This window comes from Shewanella denitrificans OS217 (genome assembly GCF_000013765.1).
Lineage (GTDB): Bacteria > Pseudomonadota > Gammaproteobacteria > Enterobacterales > Shewanellaceae > Shewanella > Shewanella denitrificans.
The window spans coordinates 4,293,531-4,319,696 of the sequence record NC_007954.1; the positions used below are offsets into that span (position 1 = coordinate 4,293,531).

Consider the following 26,166-nt stretch of genomic DNA (forward strand, 5'->3'; position numbering starts at 1 on the left):
CATGGACGATTTTATTTTTTTATCTGCTAGTGTACCTGATCCTAAGCGAGCTCCTGAGTTTGCGTATTCGTCTAATTCTGTAGCGATTACTTCAGCTGTTAGAGCATTAATTCATGTTACCTTGGGACGTAGAGTTTTAGTATGGGGAGGTCATCCAGCAATAACTCCAATGATAAAAGTTGTAGCGGAGGAAATGGGTTTTGACTACGAGAAATGGGTAAAACTATATCAGTCCTTATATTTTAAAGATCAGTTCCCTCAAGATAATAAAATTTTTAAAAATGTCGTATATACAAAAAACATAGAAAATAATCTTGAGAAAAGCTTGCTTCACATGAGAGAGCTAATGTTCGCAGATAATAATTTCAAAGCTGCTGTTTTTATTGGCGGAATGGGAGGGGTTATTGATGAGTTCAACCTTTTTCAGAAATTTCAACCAAATAAAGATATTGTACCAGTTATCTCGACAGGCGGCGCTACATTAAAACTAGCAGAGCTTATGAATGAACCACTAGATAGTGATCTTTATAATGATTTAGATTATGTTAGACTCTTTCATAATAGGTTAGGTATCTCAACAAAAGAAGAAAGGTTTACTAGTCCTGAGATTCAACCAGTCGAGATGGAAGAGCGCTACTGGAAACCTGACTAAGGCTTATCGATCTAATTTAAGAGAACTATTGTAGTGCTGATGTGTACTAGCTCAGACTTGATCTGACAGTTACCCATTTTAAATGGTGCCTGTCAGTTTAGATTTGAGCTAAATTTTTCTCAGCCCAAATTCGTTTCCCATCAAGCAATGTTTCAAGCGGAGTTCTTCCGCAACACACTTTCCCTTGATGAGTTCGATCATTGTTGTAGTAATTCATCCATTCGTCTAGATCTTTTTGCAGCACTTCTAAATTGTCATATAACTTTTTGCGGAAAGTGACTTGATAAAACTCATTTAAAATTGTCTTATGAAATCGCTCACAAATGCCATTGGTCTGAGGTGACATTGCCTTTGTTTTTGTATGATCGATATCATTAATTGCCAGATATAACTGGTAATCATGATGCTCCACTCGACCACAGTATTCTGTTCCTCTATCCGTTAATATTCGAAGCATTGGAAGCTCGTGGTGCTCGAAATAAGGCAGGACTTTATCGTTAAGTACATCGGCCGCTGTGATTGGTGTTTTAGTCGTGTAAAGCTTGGCAAATGCTACCTTGCTGTAAGTATCAACAAAGGTTTGTTGGTATATCCTACCGACACCTTTTAAATTGCCGACATAGAAGGTGTCTTGAGAACCAAGATACCCAGGATGATGGGTTTCTATCTCACCACACGCTTCATCATCATGCTTTTTCTTTTCAAGAGCTGCAACTTGCGCATCAGTGAGTATAATCCCGTCATTAGCGACCTTATCTTCTAAAGCTTTGAGCCGTTTCTTAAAATTCTCTAGGCTATGACGAAGCCAAATAGAGCGAACACCACTGCCCGATACAAAAACACCAAGCTTGCGTAGTTCATTACTGGTTCTATGCTGGCCATGAGCAGGGAAGTCGATAGCATATTTAATTACTGACTGTTCGGTTGCTTCATCAACTCGGTTTTTTAGATTGGGTGTTCTGCGTGTTCTTTCGATTAAAGCGTCAATACCACCATCTTCAACAAGCTCTTGATAGCGATAAAATGTGTCTCTAGAGACCCCCATAACTTTACATGCTCGAGATACATTACCTAGCTCTTCAGCTAAATTGAGTAAACCTGCTTTGTGTTTAATGATTGGATTGTTAGTATGAAACATGAGAGTTACCTTTTTGGTTTTGATTAAAAGATTCGACACCTTTATCAAAACGGGTAACTCTCACTTTTTCAAGTTGAATGTCAGATCAAGTCGAGACTAATACAGCTGATGATTGTTAGATGCACTACAAATAATGTTTAAGGTATAAGCTGACACACTATTTTACGCGTATGATTAACTTTCATTTATCCAGTCTACCAACTTGTGCTGTTTGCTTTTGTTAAATACAAGAATATTGCCATCTATAATTCGCACTGTTGGATAGGTGTCGATTAATTCATGTGGTTTACCATGTTCATTGTCCAAGTTTAGAACTGCAATTTTTTTCCCTAGTTTAGAAAAGTAATTAATTTCCCAAGTTACCCAACTAGATAAATCTGACTCCTTGGTCCGAATTAGAATCAGGTTTTTTGATTGCCTCATTCTAAGTTCTAGTATTGTTGGTGTATAATGACTAAGTTTACTCCTATTTAAATCTTGTCTATCGCTTTTCCAGTCAACGAAAGCGACAAGCCCTAATGAATTTAATTTAAATACAAATTCATCAACCATATCTGCATTTGAAACTGCATGAGATATGAATGCATCGAAATATTTTGCATGTTCTATGTAATCATTTTCATATAATTCCTTCACAATATCTTCAGGAGTCCTTCCTATATCTTCCTTATAGTCGCAACCGAAATGCTTTACTAAGGTGTTGTATTTTTCTTGCGCCCCTTTTCCTTTTGGTGGAAGATATACAACTTCATCAAATCGTTGAAGTATCCTTAAACAATAATTTCGTATAAACCAATCCTTTTCGCCACTCATCACCTGTCTAAAGAAAAAAATAGTACTTTCATTTTTGTACTTGCTGCATTCGATAACTATTAAAAGTCTACGAAATTTATTTTTTTCGTGCCAATACTTTTCAATAAGCAGGCTAATATATTTAGGAGTGACGAATTGTGTTGATATATTGTTGTTTCTGTACTGTATTTTCTTTCTATTACTATCTAATTGGGCTTCTGCCAGAGCTTCTTCTTTCGCCATCTGAGCTTGGAATAAATCAAATTCCCGCTCACAAATATCATTTAACTTGGGTTTAGCTAAACTATACAATAGATCTGATGGGTTTGGAAAAAAAGAGGCTTTCCCCTTCTTCGTCGTCTGTTTTTTTCTTGGTAAAATCTAAAGTTTTTCTCCATGCTAATAATGTCATCAGGATATATTTCAGAGAACAACTTGATAAAATCGTTCTTTTTAATTCCCGGTGGCGTGAATGACAAAACAGTTCTTACCTTTTTTCTAAATTTTTTACGATACAACTCGAGATATTTGTTTGTTTTTCTTTGAACGCTTCCCATAATTGATATCCTTATTCGGTAAAATTTAATTCCTATTATTTTTTACAGCCTTATGGTCGCCGCTAAACTGGATATTAATACAATTCAGATGAGTTGTAATTATTCATGCTGGAGCCTTTGATTTCAGCTTGTTAATGTCATTCATAACATGATTGAATCTACTTGAAAAACTCACACATATAATATAATCACAATTTAACACCATGACTTAAGCCGTCTGGTAGTTCAATATGAAGGCGGATTTTTCCTCCGCCTGATTCAACAATTTGTTTCAACTGCTGTAGGCTATCGATAGTACAGCTATCAATTTGGTAACTTGCATCAGCACCGATACGCTTGAGTAGCTCCATCAGACGAAGCTGAATCAACTGCTTCGACGCTATCTCTTCGGCTGCGTAAACGACCTCTTGAGGCTGCTCTGCAATGATGTCTTCAAGTTTTCTACCCATCTTCTCTGCCTTTGAGGTTAAGCAGGAAAACTTTCACATGTGAAAGTTTTCTTGGCTCTGTTTGTTTGGCTAGTTTAGCCAGCAAAGGGCAGTAAAACTAGCTCAGGTATACAATCACTTGATTCTCACAATCTGGCTCTGTTTGAGCTCAACTATCTGAAGTTCAAGATCTTCAATACGTGAAAGTGCACTCCTTAGAGCATGACTTAGTTGATGATGTTCTGCTGCCATTGAAGTTAATCTTTGGTTCAATACAGCAACTTTTTCACGATACTGAATTTTTACCTTTCTTTCTTGGTTGCGCTTTTCTCTCAAAATCTCGACGTCGGACTGAACTGCTGTATCAGGCGTAAGGCACTTTAGTTTTTGTGCTTCTGATTGAACTCTGAGCTTGAAATCTGGATAGTAATAACAACTGCCATTTCCCAATCCGGCTTCTTCCTCTACAGCTCGAACCGATAATTTGCGGTGATCGGGTATTCGTTTGGTTTTTCGTTCGATGATTCGTTGCAAAGCTGCTTCAAGCTTGAGAAGTGTATTTTCTGACTTTTTCATAAATCGATAACCTGTAATGGGTGCTGATATTTTTCAAATTTCAGTCCAAAATCATTCAATACTTTCTCGGCAGCTCGAATTTGTGTAATACAGTGAGCATACTCTGAATGGCTGACATCGGATTGCTGCTTCAGATAGCTACTCAACGCTTGATGTTTCTTTTGCCACCACGACGCCTTTTTATCATCCACGACGCTACCTCCGCCACGGCAATCAACGCAGAATGCGGCATTTATTACCCCATCCATATCACATTCATAGCCATTTTTACAATAGCTATGTAGGGTGCCATGTAAAGTTAACCGTTTTTCTTTAACCAATCGATACAAGCTATCCCAGTTGCTATAGATCACAGGTTTGTCGTCACGCATGGCGACAATAGCCTTACCAAAGCTTCCCGTTAGCTTTTCATCACCATTGAACCATTTATCAAAGTGCGCCGTTGTTTGTTCAAGTTTTACTTCGTTGAGCAAGTTAATTAGCTCACTGTCTACCTTTATATCCTGTAGGCGGGATTCGATTGCGCCATTGCTATACCATTCACTCATGCGAACATGGATATGTTTGAATTGTTGCTTAATGGATATAGGGTGGCCCAGTCCGTTGCGGACAGCAAAACATGCAAAAGTACGTCGAAATTGATGTGTGAGGAAAGGCCAGGGTTTACCCAGTTTAACTTTGTCTTCTATGGCCCCGCCATTCTTGGGATTGAGTTGGCGGCATTCGGACAATGCTTTTTCATCAACGATTGCACCAACTCTTTTTGCATAGTTTTTTAGTTTGTCGTTCCATTTTGTGCGAGATATGAGGATTGGCAAGTTTTTCCGTTGTGCTTGGCTAAGCCATAAGTTACTTGATATTTCCAATAATTTATCAACTTACCCAGGATCGCTACTATGCGCTGCAAGTTTTACCAATTGTTCACGGGCACATGCACTTAATGAAATTGCGAGCGATATGGCTTTTTCTACGATAGGGCTGGTGAGCCACTCTTCTTTTTTTCTACCAGCAGCAAGCTTATGCGTTGCTGCTGATATAGAGTGAAATATTTGTCCGTTGATAGAGTAAGTGCGAAAACTATCTTCATGGAGTTCAAACAGTTCGCTAACTCTCATCCCGCTGAATGCGCCACAACATACAAAACAAGCAGCTTGAAGATTCGCTCGCCATGTAAATAGCCAGTTCCCATCAACACTATTATCTGGTAGTAATCCTGTTCCACCAAGATGTTCCATGATGATTTCAGATTGCGAACGAGGAGTCGCTTTGTTGATTTCCTCAACGTATTTTTTGCTATTAAGCCTGCCTTCCACATCATAAAGCCACTTCCATCTACCGATGGCTAGCTTATAGTCTACTGCTGCACGGCCAATATCATAGTTTGATTGTAAATCGCGTTCGAGTTGGGCGAGTTTTGTCCTATGTGGCCATGCTTTTTCTACATCACTGACAGCTTGGCCGTAAAGTAGGTTCACTAAATATTGTGGTATGGCGAGTGCTTGTCTATGCTCTAATTTTTCTTGATCTGCCAACTTGCTCGCTAACTGTTTATAATTGGTATTTGGTAGCAATAACTCAAAAGGAAGCCATGGATTCAGCCTTTCCACAGATTGAAGAGCGGTGAAAGCAAGTTCAAGCGTGCGTTTACTTAATGACTCATTTTGCAAATCCATTTCAAAATTTTGCCAGACATCGTGGTTGTTTAATTCGCTAAAACTATTGGCCCCGTTATTTTTTAAGCTGACTAACGATTTTTTTAATCCGATATTAAATCTAGATGTTAAAGTGGATAATTTACATTTTTGTCCCAAACAATGCCCTTGTTCGTATAACCAGCCATAGGCTATGAGTTTTGCTTCAAGAAGTAAGTTAGGAGAGTCAGCTAAATAAGAAAAATCAAATTCTCTTTGGTTTTTATCACTGCCTTTATCCGAGGCATATGGGCTACAATCCCAGCGATTTTGACCAAAGTATGCTCTTAATATTTGATGTTGATCTATGCATACAGGTACTTGGCTCAATTTGTCCCAGTTACGCTCTTTGACTAATCGTTCCACTTCTTGGGTGTAAAGATTGAGTGAACTAGGCGTTTCAATTGGCAAATGTAATAGTGGTTTCATTTTGTCCTCAGCTAATATTGACACTATCTATATCCATCCACAGGGGATGACGACCTTCATCTGCTAATTTTCTTCTGGCTTGCTGTACAACTTTGGGGCTTAATTGTTTTAAGCGGAGGTCAATCTTTGCTAAGGCTTCGCCAAAATTTTTCTGATAATGAGCATTATCTATATGCAGGCATGCCGATTCTTCAATGCATTCGCGAAAACTAAGAGCACACCATAAATCAGTTACCGATTCGACAAGCACTTGATGTCCGCAGCTCCAACATTTGATTAAATCGGCACATGCTAGATTTTCACTTTCAGTTATGAGCCCATGTGCTCGTGCTCTTGATGTAAACTTCTCAGCCATTGCTCCCATCGGCTCTTTGCAATAACTGCCGTGAGCACTACGAATGGGAGGAGATGCTCGTCGGATGTACGCTTCATAGGCAAGTACTTCCACTTTTTGTGTCTCTCTGACCTTTTGTTTTGCTGACTCCACACCTTGTCTGTCGCGAACGATCTGTTCCAAAGTTTGGCTTGTATCACGGTTCATCAGATCGTTTTCATGAGGGTTTCCACTTGAATATGCGAGGGCGATAGTCCTAGGTGTGTTATCCAGAAGAATCGCAGCCTCCAGTGTGCCTTTTAGTGCCAAAGTTAAATGACTACCCGTTGCTCTGAATCTCCTCGGTGTTGGCCATAATACGTCTCCTCGTTCATCAGTCATCGGGAAATATTTAGTTAACCAATTTGCTTTGAAGCCATTGAGCAGGCATCCGCTCATCATCTGAACTTTTCTTTTTCGGTAGCTGTAAGCCGGTAACAGCAAACCATCAGGATTAGGATCGACCAGTTTTGAGACAGTCATTAATTGGTCAAAAAACTGGGTTGCATACTTAGGAATTTCTAGCTTGTTATGATCCCCTAGCTCTACAGTGATAGTTTTAAACGCCCTTCGTTTAAATGCTGGCATTTGATACCAATTACTTGATATGACGTGTGTACTAGTTTGTGGGCGTCTTAAACTATATAGGACGGTGCTGTTACTCCACGTGTAATAACTTAGAAGGAATGTTGCGGCATAAAAAATCTTTGATGCTCCACCGGCTACTGGATAATCTTTCCCCTTCCAAGAAAAAATCATTGTGTGAACGTTCGAACTTGCTTGAATATGAAATTCTGGGTCGGTAATAAATTGCTGGTACAATTGCTTAAAAATACTTCTTAGCAACGGAAGCAGTTGTTTTAGATCTGCATCGCTATAGCCGCGAGTTGGCTCTGTTTGAGTGCGGCCCGATCGAAGCCGTTGTGGATAAATGTTCCGAACCGGGAGATCTAGCCACTGGAATAAGGATGATAAATCAGCCCGTAGCCTGCTTTCTGTACTATCTTTGATTTCTCCTCTTCGCTGACGAATGGAGTTATATTCTAGCTCTTTAACATATGCCATTTCCGATAGCGGTTGAAGCGGGGGAGTTTGCGTATCACAAAACGTAAAGTGTCTTCTAGCTGCGGTGAATGCGTTACCTTTGGTTGCTGGTGAAGCATCTTCCCTGCCCGTAATTGTGATAAACAGTTTCTGTGCTATATCATCACGGTCTAATAGCTGAACATTTCCCAGCTTTATTTCATGCGTTTTAGGTACCCCACGATACCTGAATCGATTAAAGTCTAAGAGTGTATGTGCGTTTGCCCCGTTTCGTATGGGAATACAAAGATGTTCAACCCAGGGGGCTATTAATTTCAACGTCTTGCTCATTAGCTTCCTCTAATGCTTGGTGCATAATGCTGTCTAGTACAGATATCTTCTCTTTTAACGCTTCTTTTCTTTTGAGGTACTGCAAGTACTTCCATGTCGTGGATTCATTCTTATGTCCCATCCACCCCATCAGTAAGCTCAGTGCATTCGCAGGCTCAATACCTGCTTCAAGTAGGCTATGTAGTCGGTAGGTTGCATAACTACATCTAAGATCATGAAACTTATGCTCAAATTGTATTCCTGACTTAATTATTGAGCGGCGAACTTCTCCAAAGCGAGAGCCTATCGTGTTTGGGTCGTATGGATTACCTTGTTGGCTAATAAATAAGGGTTCGTTTCGCTGGGCTGTGGTCAGGGCGTCGAGTTTTTCCTTTGAGACATGAACAGAGTGGGATTTTTTTATGTCATTGATGCCTTTGTGGAACTCAATTTTGCTAAGAAGTTTGTCAAGTCGGCACATTCGCCGCTCACTAATGGCATAAGTTTTCAAATCTGATAAAAGGCGACTTGTTATCCCCGAATTCAACTCCGAAGTGCGACACTTACCAAATTAAGCGGCTAATTGTTTAAACACAACAGCTGGCTGCTTAAACTTCAAACATTTCTTAGGTCTGTAATTAATCCTGTTCTGGGCAAATAAGATGATGGCGTCGCTTACTGTCCTTAAGTCAGTCCCTTTTTTTACATACTGCCTTAATAAACCGTTGGCATTTTCATTGGCGCCACGTTCCCAAGAACTATACGGATGAGCAAAGTAAAACGAGGTATCTAGCGCGTTGGCTATGACTTCATGATGAGCGAATTCACGACCATTATCGGCAGTTATAGTGTGCACATATTGCTTATAGGGCATCAATAATTCGATAGTCGCTTTAGTCACATCTTCAGCAGATTTTGAGGCCACTTTCTTTATTAAATAAAAACGGGTCTTTCGCTCTAAAATTGTCACGATTGAACCTGTCCCATGCTTGCCTAATACGGTATCGATTTCCCAATCACCAAAACGCTCACGGGTATCAACGATGGCAGGTCTAGAGTCGATAGAGGTACCATTTTTAATCGCTGGCGCTTTCTCTTTTTTACCTCTGCGATAGCGCTTATGACCCTGCCGTAGGTGGCGATATAGCTTGCCGCCTTGACGTTTATTTCTTGCCACAAAGCGGTAAATCCATTCATGACTAACCGCTTGGTTCATGCCCGATAACACCCGTGAAATCTGCTCTGGGCTCCAATCATGTTGCAGTAGGAAGCGGACGACGTTTATTCTTGTATCGGGGATCGTATATTTGGCTGAATGACGCCGCATCTTACACGCACTGGCTTGAGCGCTGTCAGGACAATAACCCTGCAGGGCATGACAACGTTTTAGTTCTCGATAGACAGTCGCACGATGACAATTGATAGCTTTTGCAATCAAAGTTATCGAAATACCCTGGTCTAAAAGGACTGAAATCTGATATCTTCTTCCCTCAGTCAACTGCTGATAACTCATAGTGATACTCTTTTTTCTTTGGCGAGATAAAGCCTACCACTTTCAGCAGTTGGCTTCTTCTACGCCTCAATTAAGAGTGTCGCAGTTATTATCTGAATTCGGGTCTCAATAGTTCGAGTTTTATTGTATTTTGTAGGTACACCATTACTTGGTCCTATTGTTAACTCGAAATGAGTTATAGAACCTGAGCGTTGAACCGATTGCTCTAGTGCGGTCAAAGTCAATCCTGACGCTTCTTGGATACGTAAGCCGCATTGAGCTGCGAGCAAACAGATCAGCCTAAATTCGCAAGGTGTGTTACGTAAATGCAGAGCTAAATGAGTGAGTGCAGTTTGAGTTAAGGGCTTTAGCCCCCGAATATTATTGCTGGTTGCATCCCTTGGCGTTCTGATGCGCAAATCTGTAGTTTGGACCAGAAATTTAGGCATCATATGAGCCAGCATGTCGCTTCTCTGTATTCGTACAAATTCGATTTCGAAGGGCTTGTGTTTCTCGCTGATGTGGTAATAACGTTCATGTGCTGCCCATAAATAAAACTGGACGACATGGGTCATATACGTGTTTGCAGTTGAGTATGCCAGCTCACCAGCTTTAACGCTCTTGAGAAGCTTGTCATTCCTATATCGATATGTAGGCTTTAAACCCTTTGCTAAGGGGAAGGCGTCCCAGGTTAACTTTTCTGATTCAAGAAAATTCCAATAATGCAAAAGCGCTCTTGCATAAGAACTCAGGTTTTCGAGGCGTTTGTTCGCTTTAAGATGAATGAACCAGTGATTTACTGGTGCAACATATCCCCAATTTTGGTCATAAATAGTTGGCAATGACCCTAGATTTCGGCCATGCAGAAACTCTATAGGGTCTGTTTCAGTGATGATTTCACCACCAATATGCACGTCGTCTGATTTGATCAAGTAAGCCACGGGATGAACTTTGTAATAACTGTTGGTTCATCCAGTATCTGCTACTGCTATCGAGATCCTAAGGCCTGTAATGTACCAATTTGGGCAGTTTGAGCGCTTGCAAATGAGGTTTATCGTTTACAGTGGGCTCTTTGGGGTGAAATCTACCTAATGATTATTTAATAATCATCATTAGATCTCAGTGATATTCGAGTACACGTTTGCAGTTTATGTAAAAATACAGGTTGTTGACGTTGCCATTCTTTAGCAAAATGATTTCAATTCTTGACATTTCGTTGTTTGGAATTTGCTCCCAAATATTTTTATGGATCGTTACTAATGATGCTTTATTTGAATCATTGAAGCGATATTTAATTGTATGTGAAGCATCTGCATAACTGTAGCTAATGTCACTTCTTTTAATGCCACTATGATTATCTATGATTGTTAATTCATTATTTTTCTTAAATACATCAAAAACAATAGGCCGTATTTCTTTTGTGTCAGTGATGAAACTATGTGCGGAAGAAAGATACATAGAGTTCAATCTTTCATTCAATAGTACTATCTCTTCTGGTATTAGTGGTTTTGAATATATATTTATATACTTTCTAATTGGTCTCTCTCCAAAAATTGCTGATTTAGTTATGTCAATATATCCTCGAGAATCATGATATCCTTGTGAATAAAATGACTCTTCGATCTGAAATTGATTTTCATGGATTAATCCAAGACTGGAGAGTATAAACAACCCATAATTACGATAAAGCGTGCCAATGCCATTTTTATATGAGGAGCCTATATCTGAGTGGGAACCAGGTAGTTCGATTTGAAAAAGTCTACTTGATGACTTTACTTCACTTTTTGAACATGTGTGAAATTCAGTTTCATCATATATAATGGGTAGTGTAATGAAGTTTGGATCATAGTCTTTTACACCATAAAATAAGTCTCTTCTTTCATTTTTTGCTATTATATGTATAAAGTAGTCAGTAGATTCTGAAATAGATAATTGAAGTTTATCTGATACACTTGTCGGAACCGTATCGAACATTATTGCGGTAGTTCTAACTAAAGGCTCTGTAGACGTTATAGATGCTAATAGGCTTGTTTGGAAATTCTCATCTAATAAATTCATAAAGTGTCGTCCAATTGCTGCACCTCTACTAAAGCCTAAGACAATAACTCTAACTTCAAGATTCGGGATGCCTCCCCATTCATTTGATATCTTCTTTTTTATGTCTTTAATTGCTGTCTCAGCCTTACTTACGCATGTAGTACACAGCACAGAATCTATAATGTCTTTGTATCCAGGCCCGAAATAATAATTTCCCTGATAGTTTTTTGGGAGGGAATTGTACAAGTAGGCCACAATAGTTTCACGTTCTGAATTTTTATCAAAATCGTACTGATTATTTTGCGTGCCATCGAAAGCCACTACATAGAATTTTATGTTTCTCTCACCGCTTGAATAGGTAATGTTAGGGATTGTTGATACTAGCTTAGATAATTTAATAAACTCTCTTTCTTCATAAGGCAAAGGTAATGGTGTTTCGCCTGAAATGAAGTTTGAGCACGATGTAAAAAAAATTATAAATATGAGCGCGTATAAAATCGGAGGAATTTTTTTATAAGTATTATGCATCATAAGTCCTGAATTTCATTGTCATATAACCGATTCTTAAATATGAATTTAATCTGCAGATAAATATTTTTACATCAAATGATGCTAGTCCATGTTTTAATTGGTGTATAAAGTAGAATGTTAATGGATGTGGTTGCATAATATAGAAAAAATAAATAAAATCTGGCACATATCGTATGTATAGGAAAATATCTACATTATCATTCATACAATATGCAGTCAGAAGAATTTTAAGTGAACTTCCATCTCTAGGCAATCATGTTGATGTGAGATATCGAAATAAACTTCATGAGATAAAAGGCCAGAAATAATTCTGGCCTTGCTAGGTTTTTCTACAGAAAAAACGTGTGTAGGTGGGTTTTCTACATTAACCCCTCATAGTAACAAATTCCTCGGCGCCAGTTGGGTGTATTGCGACCACAGAGTCGAAATCTGCCTTAGTGGCGCCCATCTTCATGGCTACACCAAAGCCTTGGAGGATTTCATCCATTCCAAAGCCAATACCGTGAATGCCGACCACGACTTCATTGTCACCGGCGCAGACTAACTTCATCTTGCACGCCTGACGGTGGGCGGTTACCGCTGTGTACATAGAGGTGAAGGTTGAGCTGTAAACTTTGACCTTATCCGCGCCGTACTGAGTCACGGCTTCTGGCTCGGTTAAGCCCATGGTGCCTATAGGCGGGTGGCTAAAGACCACGGTTGGGATCAAGTTATAGTCCATCTTGGCATCTGGCATGGCGCCAAATAAACGCTCAGATAACAGACGTCCAGCCTTGACGGCAACGGGAGTCAGCTCGACGCCACCCGCCATAATATCGCCAACACAATAGATGCCTTCAGCGCTGGTGTTTTGCTGTGCATCCGTGATGATATAGCCTTTTTCATCACGTTCAACTTGGGTGTGCTCTAGGCCAATATTGTTTGTGGATGGCGCGCGGCCTATGGCCCAGATTAAACAATCGACCGTGACACTATTGCCGTTTTCTAGCACTAAGGTCAGGCTATTATCGGCATTTTTCAGCACCTCTTTGGGCACGCTGTGAGTATGCAGCGTCGGACCATCGAGCGCCATGGCTTCCACTAAGGCGTCAGTCAAAATGGGGTCAAAGTTGCGCAGCGGCGCGTGTTTACGCACCAATAAATGGGTTTCACTGCCAAGGGCATGCATGACACCAGCGAGTTCCACCGCTATGTAGCCCGCTCCGACCACGGCAACTCGCTTGGGCTGCTCATTAAGGCCAAAGAAACCATCTGAATCTATGCCATGCTCGGCGCCAGGAATATTGGGGAAGCTTGGCGCACCGCCGGTAGCAATAAGAATATGCTTAGCACTGTAATGCTTGCCGTCCACTTCTATGGTGTTGCCATTAACAAAACGGCCGTAGCCTTCGAGCAAGGTCACCTTGTTGTTAGCAAAGCCGCGACCATAGGCATCATGAATTCGGCCTATATAGGCTTCGCGACTGGCAACTAAGGTGCTCCAATCGAATTTATTCACTGTGACATCGAAACCATAATCTTTGGCGTATAAGTTCATTGCATCGGCAATATGGGCGCCATACCACATGACTTTTTTCGGCACGCAGCCCAAGTTAACGCAAGTGCCGCCCACTTGTTTGGCTTCGATGAGTAATACCTTGGCGCCGCGCATCGCTGCTCGGTTAGCCGAAGCGATACCGCCGCTACCTGCGCCTAGGCAGATATAGTCAAATTCTTGGGTCATGCTGTTCTCCACGTTTTATTATTGCAGCCATTGTAGGGGGGAATGACGTCGCATACTAGCCTGCATATATGAAGCTTAAGTGTTTATCGTAAACCTATGAATGCCAAATGCTTACGGCTGGTTCTCGATTCTCGGTTCTCTCAACTCTAAGTTATAAAGAGTAAGCTCTAAAGAGTAAGCTCTAAACAGTAAGTGCTAAGGCGTAAGCACTCAGCGCTTATGTTGGCAACGGCTGCGATCTGCAACCGACGGTCCCTCGACACCACATTTAAGGCACTGCCATTCTTTTTGCCTGATCTCAAGCTCTGCGGCTTGATGCCCTAAGTCTTGGGTGCCCGTTTGTGCTAGCTGCCCCTCTAGATGATCCATGCGGCTGTCGAGCCATCGACAACCGGCATCATTGGCCACATGTTTACGGCTGGCCAATTGCTGTTTACGGCTCAGAGTGCGAGCTTTTTTCTTGCGGTTTTTTGTGACTGATTTTTTGTGCTGCTTGCCCTGTTGTAATTTTGAACGCTCTGATAAATCGGGCGCATCTTGAGCACTAAACTCTAGACCGACCTCAATATCATCTGCAGCTTGATGATCCATGCTTTGGCCTTGGTTATCTAACACTAAGGGCTTGCCAAGTTTGAGTTGGGGCGTCTGACTGGCTTCTGGGTCTTGCTGCGCCTGCTCCACTTGTTCAACCAATTGGCGCCAGTTTTCGTCACTGGCTGCAATTTCTGGGCACATAAACAACAGGGGTAAGTTAGCACTCAGGCATAGCCAAACGGGCATTGCCATCACCACAGAGGTGAGATGCTGCGAAATAGCTTTAGCAGTGAAATCTTGATGAGTAGACAACATAGGCGTTCCTTGCCTTGAGCCTTAGGTATAAGACCTAATGAGTTGTCAGTTAAGATTAGTAAATAGGACTCAATTTTGCCGCAAAAAAGCCGTCATTAGCGCAATTGCCAATGTATATGCAAGCCACCATAGGTTTGACCTAGGTTGCCTGCTTGCCCCGTGCGACGGGCTTCAAGATTTATGTCTTCCAAGGCCCAGCTATGGGCCATGTGAGCACTAAGACGCAGCTGTTTTGTCCATTGATAATTGGCTTCGACACCTAATTGAACGTGGTTAGCACCGTTATGAGCCTCGGTTGCATACTGAAAATCAAACCCTTGGCTCATATAAGGGCTGAGGCTAAATTTATCATCGAGCTGCCAATGACTGTGCAGGCTTAGCTCAACAAAATAACCTGCGGCCAAGGTCGAATAGGTATAGCCCACTGAGGGCGTTAACCAGTCCCACTGGGTGTAACTGAGCAGTGAAAACAGCTCATTATCTGAAGTGCGCAGATTTCCCTCATGGCTGCCATAGGTTTCTAAGCGCTGATAGCCCACATAAGACTCCAGGTTATCGCTAAGTTGGATTAAGTATTCGACCCCTAGGTTCCACTCCACATAATGGCTATTGCTACCGCGAGCCACAGTGGCAAAACCAGTGAAGGCCGCCTTATTCAACAAGGCATTGGCCCAGTAAATACCGCCTTGGGCTAAATTATTACGCCCCTCTGTGACGTAGTGGCTATCTTGCCCTGTAGAGACGAACCATCGCGCATCCCCCTCCTCAGCCTGAGCACGAATCACAACAGCGGCTAAGGAAGATAACAACAAACACTGAGTTAGCTTTTTATTCATAATACCTTTAGGTCTTCTTTACTTGCTTAGCCATTATCATCCAAGCGTAAAACCAAGCTGCTGTTCCCATCACTGTACAGTCCGCTTGGCCGAGACAATTGCAAATACAAACCAGTCTTATTTACATAAATAAGTCAGCTATCTCTCTGTAAAGATAGTGTAAATCTAAATTAGTCGATACAGCACACTTTTCTGATTTGATTAAGTCCTGCATCAGTAAATATCATGATTCGAACATCTATTTGTGCGAACTTAAGGGCGGTAATCTAAGCTGCAATAGTTAGCCTGCAACAAGGCGCGCGCTCGCCTCAAGCCCCCACATAATTCGACCTGCTTGGACCTGCGAGTTAACAGAAGTGGGCTAAGCCTTGAATTCTTGCACCAAAGCCATATATCTATCCATACTAAGCCTATGCTTATTCTTTTAAATTAATGGTTTCTCTGGGGCATACTTGCTCAACGAACAGATCCAACACGCATTTAAGGACATACTATGAGTAACCCGCTATTGAGTGGCGCCGCCTTACCGCCTTTTTCCCAAATTAAGCCTGAACATATTCAGACCGCGGTAGAGCAAGCTATCGCCAAATGCCGCAATACCATAGAGACCTTATTGGCGCAGAATAGCCACTACACTTGGGATAACTTAATTGCCCCCCTTGAGCAAAGTGATGACGAGTTCAGCCAAATTTGGTCGCCTGTGTCCCACATGAATTCAGTCACCAGCTCAGATGCGCTGCGGGAAGCTCACGATGCTTGCCTACCCTTGCTGTCAGATTACGGCACCTTTGTTGGTCAACATCAGGGCCTGTATCAAGCCTACAAATCTATCCATGAGTCGGCTGAATTTACTCACTTGCCACAAGCTAAAAAAATGGCCATAGAACAAAGCTTGCGAGACTTTGAGTTGTCTGGCATTGGCCTAGATGATGAGCAAAAAGTACGTTATGGCGAAATCGTTAAACGTCTGTCTGAGCTCACAAGCTTGTATTCCAATCAGTTGCTCGATGCTACCCAGGCCTGGCACAAGCTGATCACCGATGAATCAGAGCTGGCGGGTTTACCGGATTCAGCTAAAGCGGCGGCCAAAGCCATGGCGGAAGAAGATGACAAAAGTGGTTGGTTATTCAGCTTAGATTTTCCCTCCTATTTACCTGTGATGACCTACAGCGAAAACCGTGCACTAAGAGAAGAATGTTATCGCGCCTTCGTCACCCGCGCCTCAGATCAAGGCCCCAATGCCGGTGAGTTCGACAACAGTGCCGCCATGGATGAAATTATCGCCCTGCGCCATGAATTAGCCCAGCTACTCGGGTTTGAATCTTACGCTCACAAGTCTTTAGCCACTAAGATGGCCGAAACCCCAGAGCAAGTATTAACGTTTTTAAGCGAACTAGGTCAACGCTCGAAAGAGCAAGCCAAGACAGAGCTTGCCGAACTGCGAGCCTTCGCCTTAAGCGAATACGGCGTCAGTGAAATGGAGTCCTGGGATTTAAGCTTCTATGCTGAAAAATTGCAGCAACATAAATATGAAGTTTCTCAAGAAATATTAAGACCTTACTTCCCTGAAGACAAAGTGCTATCTGGCCTTTTTTATACGGTATCACGCCTGTTTGGGCTACGTATCGAAGAGCAGAAAGATGTCGATACTTGGCATAAAGAAGTGCGTTTCTTCAATATTTTTGATGACACTAATAGCCTAAGAGGCAGCTTCTACTTAGATTTATATGCCCGCACTGGTAAGCGCGGCGGCGCCTGGATGGACGACTGCCGAGTGCGTCGTCAAACCCCAAACGGCTTGCAAAAACCTGTGGCCTATTTAACCTGTAACTTCAATCGCCCAGTGGATGGCAAGCCTGCCTTGTTCACTCATGATGAAGTCACCACGCTATTCCATGAATTTGGCCACGGCATACACCATATGTTGACCAAAATTGATGTGGCCGATGTGTCTGGCATTAATGGGGTACCTTGGGATGCGGTGGAGCTTCCGAGCCAATTTATGGAAAACTGGTGCTGGCAAGAAGAGGCACTAGGTGAAATATCCGGTCACTTTGAAACCGGCGAGCCCTTACCTAAAGCGTTATTAGATAAAATGCTGGCGGCGAAAAACTTCCAATCTGGCATGATGATGTTGCGCCAACTTGAGTTTTCATTATTCGATTTTAGAATGCATCTGGAATACAGTGCCGAGAAAGGCGCCAACATCCAAGGCATGTTAGATGAAGTGCGCAGCCAGGTAGCAGTATTGACTCCGCCAAGCTTTAACCGCTTCCAACACGGCTTTGCCCATATCTTTGCTGGCGGCTACGCGGCAGGCTATTACAGTTATAAGTGGGCAGAAGTGTTATCGGCCGATGCCTTCTCCCGTTTCGAAGCCGAAGGTATATTTAACCCTGAAACCGGTAAAAGTTTTATGAACAACATACTCGAGATGGGCGGCAGCGAAGAGCCGATGACATTGTTCAAACGCTTTATGGGCCGCGAACCGAATATTGACGCCCTGTTAAGGCATTCGGGCATCAAGGCTTAAGGTTTCAAGTTAACGGTTAGCGGTTAGCGGTTAGCGGTTAACGGTTAACTAGCATAAAGATCAAAGCGTTAGCAACACACATGGGGCATAAACTGAAGTTTATGCCCTTTTTAGTGGCGATTTATCTCTATTGTAGATCTCAGTCCCGAAGACATTCCACCATCAAGCGTCAAAAAATTGTTGCCTTCAATTCCTAGTCACCTTACATTACACCTTTGTACGAAAATGAGCATTCATCAAGAAAAAAGGCTCAAATTTGATGTAGATAACACATAAAAACAATAATAGCGGGAACCTCATCTTGAACATTGCCAAGAAACCTCTTTTTTTCGACTTAACGCCAGGGAAAATCATAGATTTACAGATAGATCATCCCGTTAGAGTGCGCATAAAAGCCGCGTTGGTAGGCTATGAAGTGGGCAATTATATTATTCTCAAACATCCATCCCCTATGCAGATGAGTAACTATAGTGATGTGCTGGTTGAAGGGAATGTGGTGGTCGCTCGTTATCTACTTGAAGGCCAACAAGGTGAGTGCTATGCCTTTAAAGCCAGCATACGTAACGTGACTAAATTCCCAGAGAAATTTATTTTTTTAAGCTACCCACAGCAAATTGAGAATCGGCAATTACGCACTCACCAAAGGTTTATCACCCATCTGCCAGCCACGCTTTATCCAAAAGAAGAGCTCGCAGATAAGCCCACCCCTAAGTTAAAAGGCATTATTTCAGATATCTCAGCCAAGGGATGTGGTTTCGTTTTTAAAAGTAATAACGACAAGATTAAAGTGACCCCAAAAGAAATTTTTGTCACCATTCGCACCGCAATAGATGGCGATATCACCATACCCGCCAGAGTCTGCAACAGCCGCTATGACGATGGCAAGGTTAATGTCGGCATACAGTTCAATGAAGACGATGAGCAAATCAAAACCTTACTCGAGCAGCTATTTATTGAGCTGTAACTAAAGCTTAACGGATTCGCTTTCTTCAAAAATATCAACGAAAGTTATCGCTAATCGATAACTTATTGCCGAATAACGACCACCATGTTAGCTTGTGTTATAAATAACACACTTTAGATGAGCATCATGAATAACATAGTTAGCCTGAGTCGATGGGTTAAATACTTACTGGTTTTTATCACCCTGTTGCAAATGAGCAGCTTTGCTATGGTGATGAGTTTAGGTGAGCTAGAGAACGGAGCCTACCTCTATACACTCAATTGGGGTGGGTTCTACAGCCATTTCAGTATTGATTTTGAACACACATGGCAAAGCATTGCCCAAGTGTTGGAAGCTGAAGGGTTACATGCCGGCTGGATCTTGGGCAGTGTTGAACTTATGCCTTGCTTAGTGATTTATTTTTTCTTGTATCGACTTTTTAGCTTGTACCAGACTCGGCAAATATTTACTCAAGCAAACTTTAACTACTTAAGCTACATCGCCTTAACCTGCCTTGCTTGGTTATTCATCAGCCTACTATATCCTCTACTGATCACCTTGCTGCTTCGCGTGTTTGAACGTGCTGAAGCCACCAGTTTTTATTTCTCCTTCGGCAGCCAAGAACTCTATTACCTACTCACAAGTTTAGTGATTTATTGCATTGCGTGGATCATGAAACAGGCCGCAGAGCTTCATGACGACGCAGAGTTAACCGTGTAATGGCCATTATTATTGAATTAGATGTTGTCTTAGCTAAGCGCAAGATGAAGTCTACAGAACTGGCTGAATTGATTGGCATTACACCACAGAACTTATCGGTACTTCGCAGCGGGCGAGCCAAAGCCATTCGCTTTTCAACCCTCGATGCCATCTGCATGCATTTACAGTGCACACCTGGGGACATTTTGGCGCATGTAGACCCTGATGACAGCTGCAATGTGATTGATGACTAGCCCTTTAAAATAGGCTAGATATACAGCAAAAATAACCCAAGGATGTCAAAATGAACAAGCATATTGCAAGTATGTTGCTAGGGGCCTTGTTGCTCAATGTGGGCTGCAGCGCGATTATGAGTGAAAAAGGATTTATCACCCAAGATAAGCAAGTCACCCAGTTTAACACTGAGTATATTGAGAAATTAGCACAATCCCTGCCTCAACACATGGTCAATCAGATCAGTATTGATGGCGATGAGCAAGTCAGCTTAAAAGGTTTATTTATCGATAATCCAAATAGCCATACCCTGGTATTTTTTATCCAAGGAAATGGCATGAAAGTTGACCCCGATAGTTTAGCCGTACTACTGACCTTGTCTCAGTTAGGAACGGATATAGCCATATTCGATCGTCGAGGCTTAGGTGCAAGTAATGGCCAAGCCACTATCGCCAATCTGTTAACTGATGCCATCCAAGAATTAACCTTTATTCGTCACACCTATCAGCCAGATAAAGTCATTGTTCATGGGTATTCGCTAGGCAGTTTTATCGCAGCTCAGCTAGTAAAAAATCAAGCCGCCGATGCATTAGTGATGCAAGGCTCGGCTACCAATGTGGACGATTGGATAGCCACTAAAATCCCTTGGTATATGCCTTTTCTAACGGTAGAAACCCCTGAGTCATTCAAGCTTGTGGATAATCAGGAAGTCGTCTCAAAATTTTATCAGGGTCCATTAATGGTCATCGGCGCTGAGAAAGATGATCAAGTCCCAGCTGAGTTATCTGAAAAGCTATTCTTGGCAAGTCAGTCAAAAATTAAATCATTAATTATTGTACCCAAAGCGAACCATGGTGAGATGCTAAATTCAGCCAAGACCATGCAAGCTTACCGAGAATTTCTAGCCCGAATATAGGCGCGCTATTCCATGCTCCTATCAAAAAGAAGTACTTAAGTGCTTCTTTTTTGTTTTACATTCTTAAGCTTGCTCACTGGTAAGACCTCTGTTAGCCTCTTGGCTATATCTGTATCGTCTAATTAAAGAAGTGCTCACCGATGAATTTATATTTCCGTTTGTTTTTATTGCTTTTTTGGCGTACTCGCCATTGCCGCCGCATCGATTTTTTAGATGTCAGCCGCATTCAATACCGTGCCCTGCCTAGTGATTGTGATGTAAACTTTCACTTAACCAATTCCCGCTATCCCGCTTTTATGGATCTAGCTCGTACCTATATGCTGGCAGAAATGGGCCTGTTGAAGAAATTCATTAAGCTTAAATGGATGCCGATCGTCAATGCCGCGGAATTCACTTATATACGTGATATTAAACCGTTTCAAAAATTTGAAATTGAAACCAAGATTGTTGGTTGGGATGAAAAGTACTTTTATATAGAACAGCGTTTTGTCAGCGAGCGTGGCCTGCATTGCATAGTGCATGTGCGCGGCGTATTCGTCTGTAAGGGTAAGCAAATCCCCCTCGACACCTTAGTCGCCGAAGCGGGCTATAAAGGCGATACACCGCGGCTGCCAGCAGAAGTGGTAATGTGGAAAGATTTTTTACAGCTTAAAAAAGAGCGCAATATATAGTCTCTGCCACACAGTTCCTAGCCCATTAAGTGTGGCGCCAATGCCACACTTACCTCCTGATCACACGCTCGTTAACCGAGTTCATTTTTTCCAAAAAAATCCCGTTAATTTTCACCCCCTCATAATTTCGAAAATTACTTAAACCCAGCCTACATTACATCAGCATATCTACTAAGCTGATTATTTACTTACACATTTTCTATGTTTTTTCTGTTGTTGAATGCCCCTCATTGTGGGATAAATAGACAAACATGACTCACTCTTGCCATCATTTGAGCAATTTGTCGTTGAAATTAGGGTATGCCGTTTTTAAATTAAGCTGGAGCTTGTATGCGAAACGCCTTGAAGATAGCCGCTGTGGTCACAGCAACGATTTGGATGTCAGCCTGTAGTCAAGAGGGTCAAACTGACGCTGCGGCTCAAGGTGCGCCGCCGCCCACTCCTGTCAGTGTGCTTAATGTCAGCACTCAGTCTCAAGCGATTCAAGTGGAACTGCCTGGCCGTAGCCGCGCCTTTAAAGAAGCAGAAGTACGCCCTCAAGTCTCTGGCATTATTACCGAACGTAGCTTTATCGAAGGCACGGACGTAATCAAAGGTCAGTCGTTATATCAAATAGACTCAGCCACGTATCGCGCCGCGTTACTAAGTGCAGAAGCTGACTTAGCCAGTGCCGAGGCAGGCTTAATCTCTGCGAAAGCTAAGGCGGACCGCTTTCAATCTTTAGTGAAAACCAAGGCCATCAGCCAGCAAGATTTTGATGAAGCACAAGCCGCTTTTAAAGAAGCGAAAGCCCGTGTCACGGTTGCCAAAGCCGCCATCAACACCGCCAATATTAGTCTGCAATACACTCAAGTGAAGGCGCCGATTTCGGGTCGTATTGGTAAATCGAGCATCACAGCTGGGGCGCTAGTGACAGCCAATCAAGCTGACACCTTAGCCACGATTTCTCAGCTTGACCCTATCAATGTGGACATAGCCCAATCTAGCGCCCAATTATTGCGCCTCAAAGCTAAATTTAGGCAAGGTGAGTTACAAAAAAGTGACAATGCCGATGTCACCTTAGTATTGGAAGATGGCAGCAACTATCAACATACGGGCACGCTTCGCTTTGCCGAAGTGAGTGTCGATGAGGCCACAGGGTCTGTGACTTTGCGCGCCGAATTCCCTAACCCGGATGCCTTATTACTCCCCGGCATGTATGTGCGGGCCCTAATTAATACAGGCCTAGATCCTAACGCGATTTTGGTGCCTCAAAAAGCCATTACTCGTAACAGTAAAGGCGAAGCCGTGGCCATGCTGGTCGATGTCAACAACAAGGTGGAGATGCGCCCAGTCACCACAGCTGAAGTCATAGATAATCAGTGGCGGATCACCTCAGGTTTAACGGCTGGCGATAAGCTGATTGTCGAAGGGTTGCAAAAAATTCGCCCAGGTGCAGAGGTTATGCCTCAGGTATGGTCTGCAGCGCCAGAGGCTAATGCAGGCAACTAGTGCATCACAGTAACGAATAGACCTTTAAAGCCCTCATATAATTTAAATTAGGTAGGCGTAAATTATGGCTCGTTTCTTTATCGATCGCCCCATTTTTGCTTGGGTGATAGCAATGATCATCATGCTGGCCGGGATCTTGGCCATCAAAGACCTGCCCATATCCCAATACCCAAGTATTGCCCCACCCACAGTGGTGATAGCGGCTAATTATCCGGGTGCTTCAGCCAAGACTATGGAAGATACCGTCACTCAAGTGATTGAGCAGCGTATGACGGGGCTAGATCATCTGCGCTATATATCCTCCACCAGCGACAGCTTTGGCAATGCGCAAATCACCTTAACTTTCAATGCCGAAGCAGATGCCGATATTGCCCAAGTTCAGGTGCAGAACAAGTTGCAATCGGCCATGCCACTCTTACCCCAAGAAGTGCAAGCTCAAGGGGTCAATGTCAGCAAATCCAGTTCAGGCTTCTTGATGGTATTAGGTTTTGTGTCTGAAAATAGCAATTTGGATAAGACAGATATCGCCGACTACGTGGCGGCCAATATTCAAGATCCCATGAGTCGAGTACCCGGTGTCGGCGATATACAACTATTTGGCGCCCAGTACGCCATGCGTATTTGGCTCGACCCGTTAAAACTAACCCAGTACAAGCTCACCAGTGTCGACATCATAGCCGCCATTAGAGAGCAGAATGCCCAAGTGTCAGCCGGCCAATTAGGCGGCGCGCCCTCTGTACCAGGGCAAGAGCTCAATGCCACAGTATCGGCCCAGAGTCGCCTTAAAACCGTAGCAGAATTTCAGCGCATTATTCTTAAATCAAGCACCACAGGCGCCAATGTTTACCTTGAAGATGTGGCCAGAGTGGAGCTTGGGGCCGAGAGTTATTCTGTGGTGTCGTTTTATAATGGCAAACCCGCTGTTGGACTCGCTGTCTCCTTAGCCACTGGAGCTAACGCCTTGGACACGGCCGCAGCCGTTCGCAGTAAAATAGATGAGTTAACCCCCTTTTTCCCTCAAGGCATGACTGTCGTTTATCCTTATGACACGACCCCCTTCGTCACCGAATCTATTACTGGTGTGGTGCACACCTTACTGGAAGCCGTGGTACTGGTTTTCGTTATCATGTATCTGTTTTTGCAAAACTTTAGGGCAACGCTTATCCCCACTATTGCCGTGCCTGTTGTCTTGTTAGGCACCTTCGCTATCTTGTCCATGGCGGGGTTTTCCATTAATACCTTAACCATGTTTGCCATGGTGCTCGCCATCGGTCTGTTGGTGGATGATGCCATAGTGGTAGTGGAAAACGTCGAGCGTATTATGTCTGAAGAAGGATTAAGCCCCTTAGAAGCAACCCGCAAATCCATGGACCAGATCACAGGCGCTCTCGTGGGTATAGGGTTAACCTTGTCGGCAGTGTTTGTGCCTATGGCCTTTATGGCAGGCTCGACAGGCGTCATCTATAAGCAGTTCTCCATCACCATAGTCTCTGCCATGGCACTATCTGTGTTAGTCGCAATCGTACTCACACCCGCCCTGTGTGCCACCATGCTAAAACCCATTAAGAAGGGTCACACTCATATAGAAACGGGCTTTTTTGGCTGGTTTAATCGTACTTTCGACAAGATGACCTCAGGCTATCAGCGTAATGTCGCCAGCATACTTAAACGCAGTGTCAGGGTAATGATGATTTACTTAGGTATAGTGATCGCTGTGGGTTGGATTTTCATGCGCATGCCAACGGCCTTCTTGCCCGATGAAGACCAAGGAATATTGTTTGCCCAAACCATATTGCCCACCAATTCCACTCAAGAAAGCACTGTCAAAGTGTTGCATAAGGTCTCAGATTATTATCTTAATGACGAGAAAGCAGCGGTTAACTCTGTGTTTACCGTTGCAGGATTCAGTTTCGCTGGCAGCGGTCAAAACATGGGCCTTGCCTTCATTAACTTAAAAGACTGGTCAGAGCGACAAGCCCCTGGATTAGATGTGGCCTCTGTGGCCGAGCGTTCCATGGGATATTTATGGCAAATGAAAGAAGCATTCGCCTTTGCCTTCGCCCCCCCCGCTGTGATTGAGCTGGGCACCTCCAATGGGTTTGATTTCTACCTTCAAGATAAGAGCGGCCAAGGCCACAAAAAACTCATTGAAGCCCGTAATCAATTACTGGGCATGGCGGCGCAGGACCCTAAGCTCACTGGAGTGCGCCCCAATGGCCAGGAAGATGCGCCTATTTATCAGATTGATATCGACCACGCCAAACTCAGCGCCCTAGGGATAGACATAAGCAATGTCAACAGCGTACTCGGTACAGCTTGGGGCGGCGCTTACGTCAATGACTTTATTGACCGTGGCCGAGTGAAGAAAGTCTACCTTCAGGGTGATGCACAATACCGCATGCAAACGGCGGATCTTGATACCTGGTATGTGCGAAACAGCCAAGGTGAGATGGTGCCATTCTCGGCGTTCGCCACTGGGAAATGGGAGTTTGGATCACCACAACTGCAGCGCTTCAATGGCTTATCTGCGGTTAACATTCAAGGGGCAACAGCTGCGGGCGTCAGCACAGGTGATGCTATGGCCGCGATTGAGGCCATGGTAGAAAAACTGCCTGCAGGCTTTGGCATCCAATGGAATGGCATGTCCTATGAGGAACGCTTGTCAGGTAATCAGGCACCCGCCTTGTATGCCCTGTCTATCTTAGTGGTTTTCTTGGTATTAGCCGCGCTCTATGAAAGTTGGACCGTGCCTTTGGCCGTGGTACTCGTGGTGCCATTAGGGATCATCGGCGCCTTGATTGCCATGAATGTTCGCGGCTTATCTAACGATGTTTTCTTCCAAGTGGGCCTATTAACCACTGTGGGACTGGCGACTAAAAACGCCATTTTAATTGTGGAGTTTGCCAAGAAATATTACGAGCAAGGTGGCGGTTTAGTTGAGTCCACCTTACACGCAGTGAAGGTACGTTTACGACCTATTCTTATGACCTCATTGGCCTTTGGTTTAGGGGTGTTACCGCTGGCGATTAGCACAGGTGTAGGGTCTGGCAGTCAGAATGCCATAGGTACAGGCGTTCTAGGGGGCATGGTCAGCTCGACCTTCCTAGGGATTTTCTTTGTGCCACTGTTCTTCGTCATTGTAGAGCGTATCTTCAGTAAAAAAGACAACGCCAATGTCGAAGATAAGTCAAAATCAGATAGTTAATACGATTGATATAAAAA

Annotated in this window: 23 protein-coding genes; 9 read left to right on the forward strand and 14 right to left on the reverse strand. The window is 43.2% G+C overall.

Translation table 11 applies throughout. The features are described from left to right. The first annotated feature begins 1 nt into the window (after position 1). On the forward strand, positions 2 to 652 hold the full coding sequence (locus SDEN_RS18615; protein ID WP_011497994.1) for a hypothetical protein: 651 nt from the start codon (positions 2 to 4) through the stop codon (positions 650 to 652). Positions 653 to 749: 97 nt separating this feature from the next. Here SDEN_RS18615 and SDEN_RS18620 read toward each other — a convergent pair whose 3' ends face one another. The 14 genes from SDEN_RS18620 to SDEN_RS18685 form a co-directional block, all read right to left on the reverse strand. Beyond that, a complete protein-coding gene (locus SDEN_RS18620; RefSeq protein WP_011497995.1) occupies positions 750 to 1,790 on the reverse strand; it encodes an IS481-like element ISSde2 family transposase in 1,041 nt (346 codons plus the stop codon). 174 nt (positions 1,791 to 1,964) lie between these two features. Continuing rightward, on the reverse strand, positions 1,965 to 2,894 hold the full coding sequence (locus SDEN_RS18625) for a TIR domain-containing protein (RefSeq protein ID WP_198134611.1): 930 nt from the start codon (positions 2,892 to 2,894) through the stop codon (positions 1,965 to 1,967). A gap of 433 nt (positions 2,895 to 3,327) precedes the next feature. After that, positions 3,328 to 3,588, reverse strand: a complete 261-nt coding sequence (locus tag SDEN_RS18635) for a hypothetical protein (RefSeq protein ID WP_011497998.1) — start codon at positions 3,586 to 3,588, stop codon at positions 3,328 to 3,330. Positions 3,589 to 3,702: 114 nt separating this feature from the next. Next, positions 3,703 to 4,143, reverse strand: coding sequence for a hypothetical protein (locus SDEN_RS18640; protein WP_011497999.1), 441 nt, complete (start codon positions 4,141 to 4,143; stop codon positions 3,703 to 3,705). After that, positions 4,140 to 5,009: a hypothetical protein gene (locus SDEN_RS20905; RefSeq protein ID WP_011498000.1), complete on the reverse strand. Its 870-nt coding sequence runs from the start codon at positions 5,007 to 5,009 to the stop codon at positions 4,140 to 4,142. Before SDEN_RS20905 ends, SDEN_RS18640 begins: the two co-directional genes overlap by 4 nt. A 12-nt stretch (positions 5,010 to 5,021) precedes the next feature. Continuing rightward, the gene (locus SDEN_RS20910) at positions 5,022 to 6,263 is read right to left on the reverse strand and encodes a hypothetical protein (RefSeq protein WP_011498001.1); all 1,242 of its coding nucleotides are present in this window, start codon (positions 6,261 to 6,263) and stop codon (positions 5,022 to 5,024) included. Positions 6,264 to 6,270: 7 nt separating this feature from the next. Continuing rightward, on the reverse strand, positions 6,271 to 8,010 hold the full coding sequence (locus SDEN_RS18650; protein ID WP_041405902.1) for a hypothetical protein: 1,740 nt from the start codon (positions 8,008 to 8,010) through the stop codon (positions 6,271 to 6,273). Beyond that, positions 7,973 to 8,470, reverse strand: a complete 498-nt coding sequence (locus tag SDEN_RS18655; RefSeq protein WP_232279911.1) for a tyrosine-type recombinase/integrase — start codon at positions 8,468 to 8,470, stop codon at positions 7,973 to 7,975. The genes SDEN_RS18650 and SDEN_RS18655 overlap by 38 nt, the downstream gene beginning before the upstream one ends. 90 nt (positions 8,471 to 8,560) lie before the next feature. Continuing rightward, positions 8,561 to 9,502: an IS30-like element ISSde3 family transposase gene (locus SDEN_RS18660; RefSeq protein WP_011496017.1), complete on the reverse strand. Its 942-nt coding sequence runs from the start codon at positions 9,500 to 9,502 to the stop codon at positions 8,561 to 8,563. Positions 9,503 to 9,561: 59 nt separating this feature from the next. After that, a complete protein-coding gene (locus SDEN_RS18665; RefSeq protein ID WP_011498004.1) occupies positions 9,562 to 10,422 on the reverse strand; it encodes a hypothetical protein in 861 nt (286 codons plus the stop codon). Between the two features lie 178 nt (positions 10,423 to 10,600). After that, complete coding sequence (locus tag SDEN_RS18670; protein WP_011498005.1) at positions 10,601 to 12,049, reverse strand: DUF2235 domain-containing protein; 1,449 nt, start codon at positions 12,047 to 12,049, stop codon at positions 10,601 to 10,603. Positions 12,050 to 12,413: 364 nt separating this feature from the next. Beyond that, positions 12,414 to 13,772: a glutathione-disulfide reductase gene (gorA, locus tag SDEN_RS18675; protein ID WP_011498006.1), complete on the reverse strand. Its 1,359-nt coding sequence runs from the start codon at positions 13,770 to 13,772 to the stop codon at positions 12,414 to 12,416. Between the two features lie 210 nt (positions 13,773 to 13,982). Then, complete coding sequence (locus SDEN_RS19960) at positions 13,983 to 14,621, reverse strand: hypothetical protein (RefSeq protein ID WP_049763071.1); 639 nt, start codon at positions 14,619 to 14,621, stop codon at positions 13,983 to 13,985. Between the two features lie 95 nt (positions 14,622 to 14,716). Then, entirely contained in the window at positions 14,717 to 15,457 is a 741-nt protein-coding gene (locus tag SDEN_RS18685) for a hypothetical protein (RefSeq protein ID WP_011498008.1), read from the reverse strand. A gap of 493 nt (positions 15,458 to 15,950) precedes the next feature. On the opposite strand from SDEN_RS18685, the gene prlC reads away from it, so the two are divergent. The 8 genes from prlC (at position 15,951) to SDEN_RS18725 (ending at position 26,149) form a co-directional block, all read left to right on the forward strand. Then, positions 15,951 to 17,990 (forward strand): oligopeptidase A, encoded by a 2,040-nt coding sequence (prlC, locus tag SDEN_RS18690; protein ID WP_011498009.1) that lies wholly within the window; start codon positions 15,951 to 15,953, stop codon positions 17,988 to 17,990. A 301-nt stretch (positions 17,991 to 18,291) separates the two neighbouring features. Beyond that, positions 18,292 to 18,954 carry a PilZ domain-containing protein gene (locus tag SDEN_RS18695; RefSeq protein ID WP_011498010.1) on the forward strand — a complete coding sequence of 221 codons (663 nt, stop codon included), beginning with the start codon at positions 18,292 to 18,294 and terminating at the stop codon, positions 18,952 to 18,954. 126 nt (positions 18,955 to 19,080) lie between these two features. Further along, positions 19,081 to 19,653: a DUF2975 domain-containing protein gene (locus tag SDEN_RS18700; RefSeq protein ID WP_198134612.1), complete on the forward strand. Its 573-nt coding sequence runs from the start codon at positions 19,081 to 19,083 to the stop codon at positions 19,651 to 19,653. Next, complete coding sequence (locus SDEN_RS18705) at positions 19,653 to 19,886, forward strand: helix-turn-helix domain-containing protein (protein ID WP_011498012.1); 234 nt, start codon at positions 19,653 to 19,655, stop codon at positions 19,884 to 19,886. Before SDEN_RS18700 ends, SDEN_RS18705 begins: the two co-directional genes overlap by 1 nt. A 50-nt stretch (positions 19,887 to 19,936) precedes the next feature. Beyond that, complete coding sequence (locus tag SDEN_RS18710; protein ID WP_011498013.1) at positions 19,937 to 20,782, forward strand: alpha/beta hydrolase family protein; 846 nt, start codon at positions 19,937 to 19,939, stop codon at positions 20,780 to 20,782. 140 nt (positions 20,783 to 20,922) lie between these two features. Beyond that, a complete protein-coding gene (locus tag SDEN_RS18715) occupies positions 20,923 to 21,453 on the forward strand; it encodes a thioesterase family protein (RefSeq protein WP_011498014.1) in 531 nt (176 codons plus the stop codon). Positions 21,454 to 21,783: 330 nt separating this feature from the next. Beyond that, entirely contained in the window at positions 21,784 to 22,944 is a 1,161-nt protein-coding gene (locus tag SDEN_RS18720; RefSeq protein ID WP_011498015.1) for an efflux RND transporter periplasmic adaptor subunit, read from the forward strand. A 64-nt stretch (positions 22,945 to 23,008) separates the two neighbouring features. Beyond that, entirely contained in the window at positions 23,009 to 26,149 is a 3,141-nt protein-coding gene (locus SDEN_RS18725) for an efflux RND transporter permease subunit (protein ID WP_011498016.1), read from the forward strand. Positions 26,150 to 26,166 lie beyond the last annotated feature (17 nt).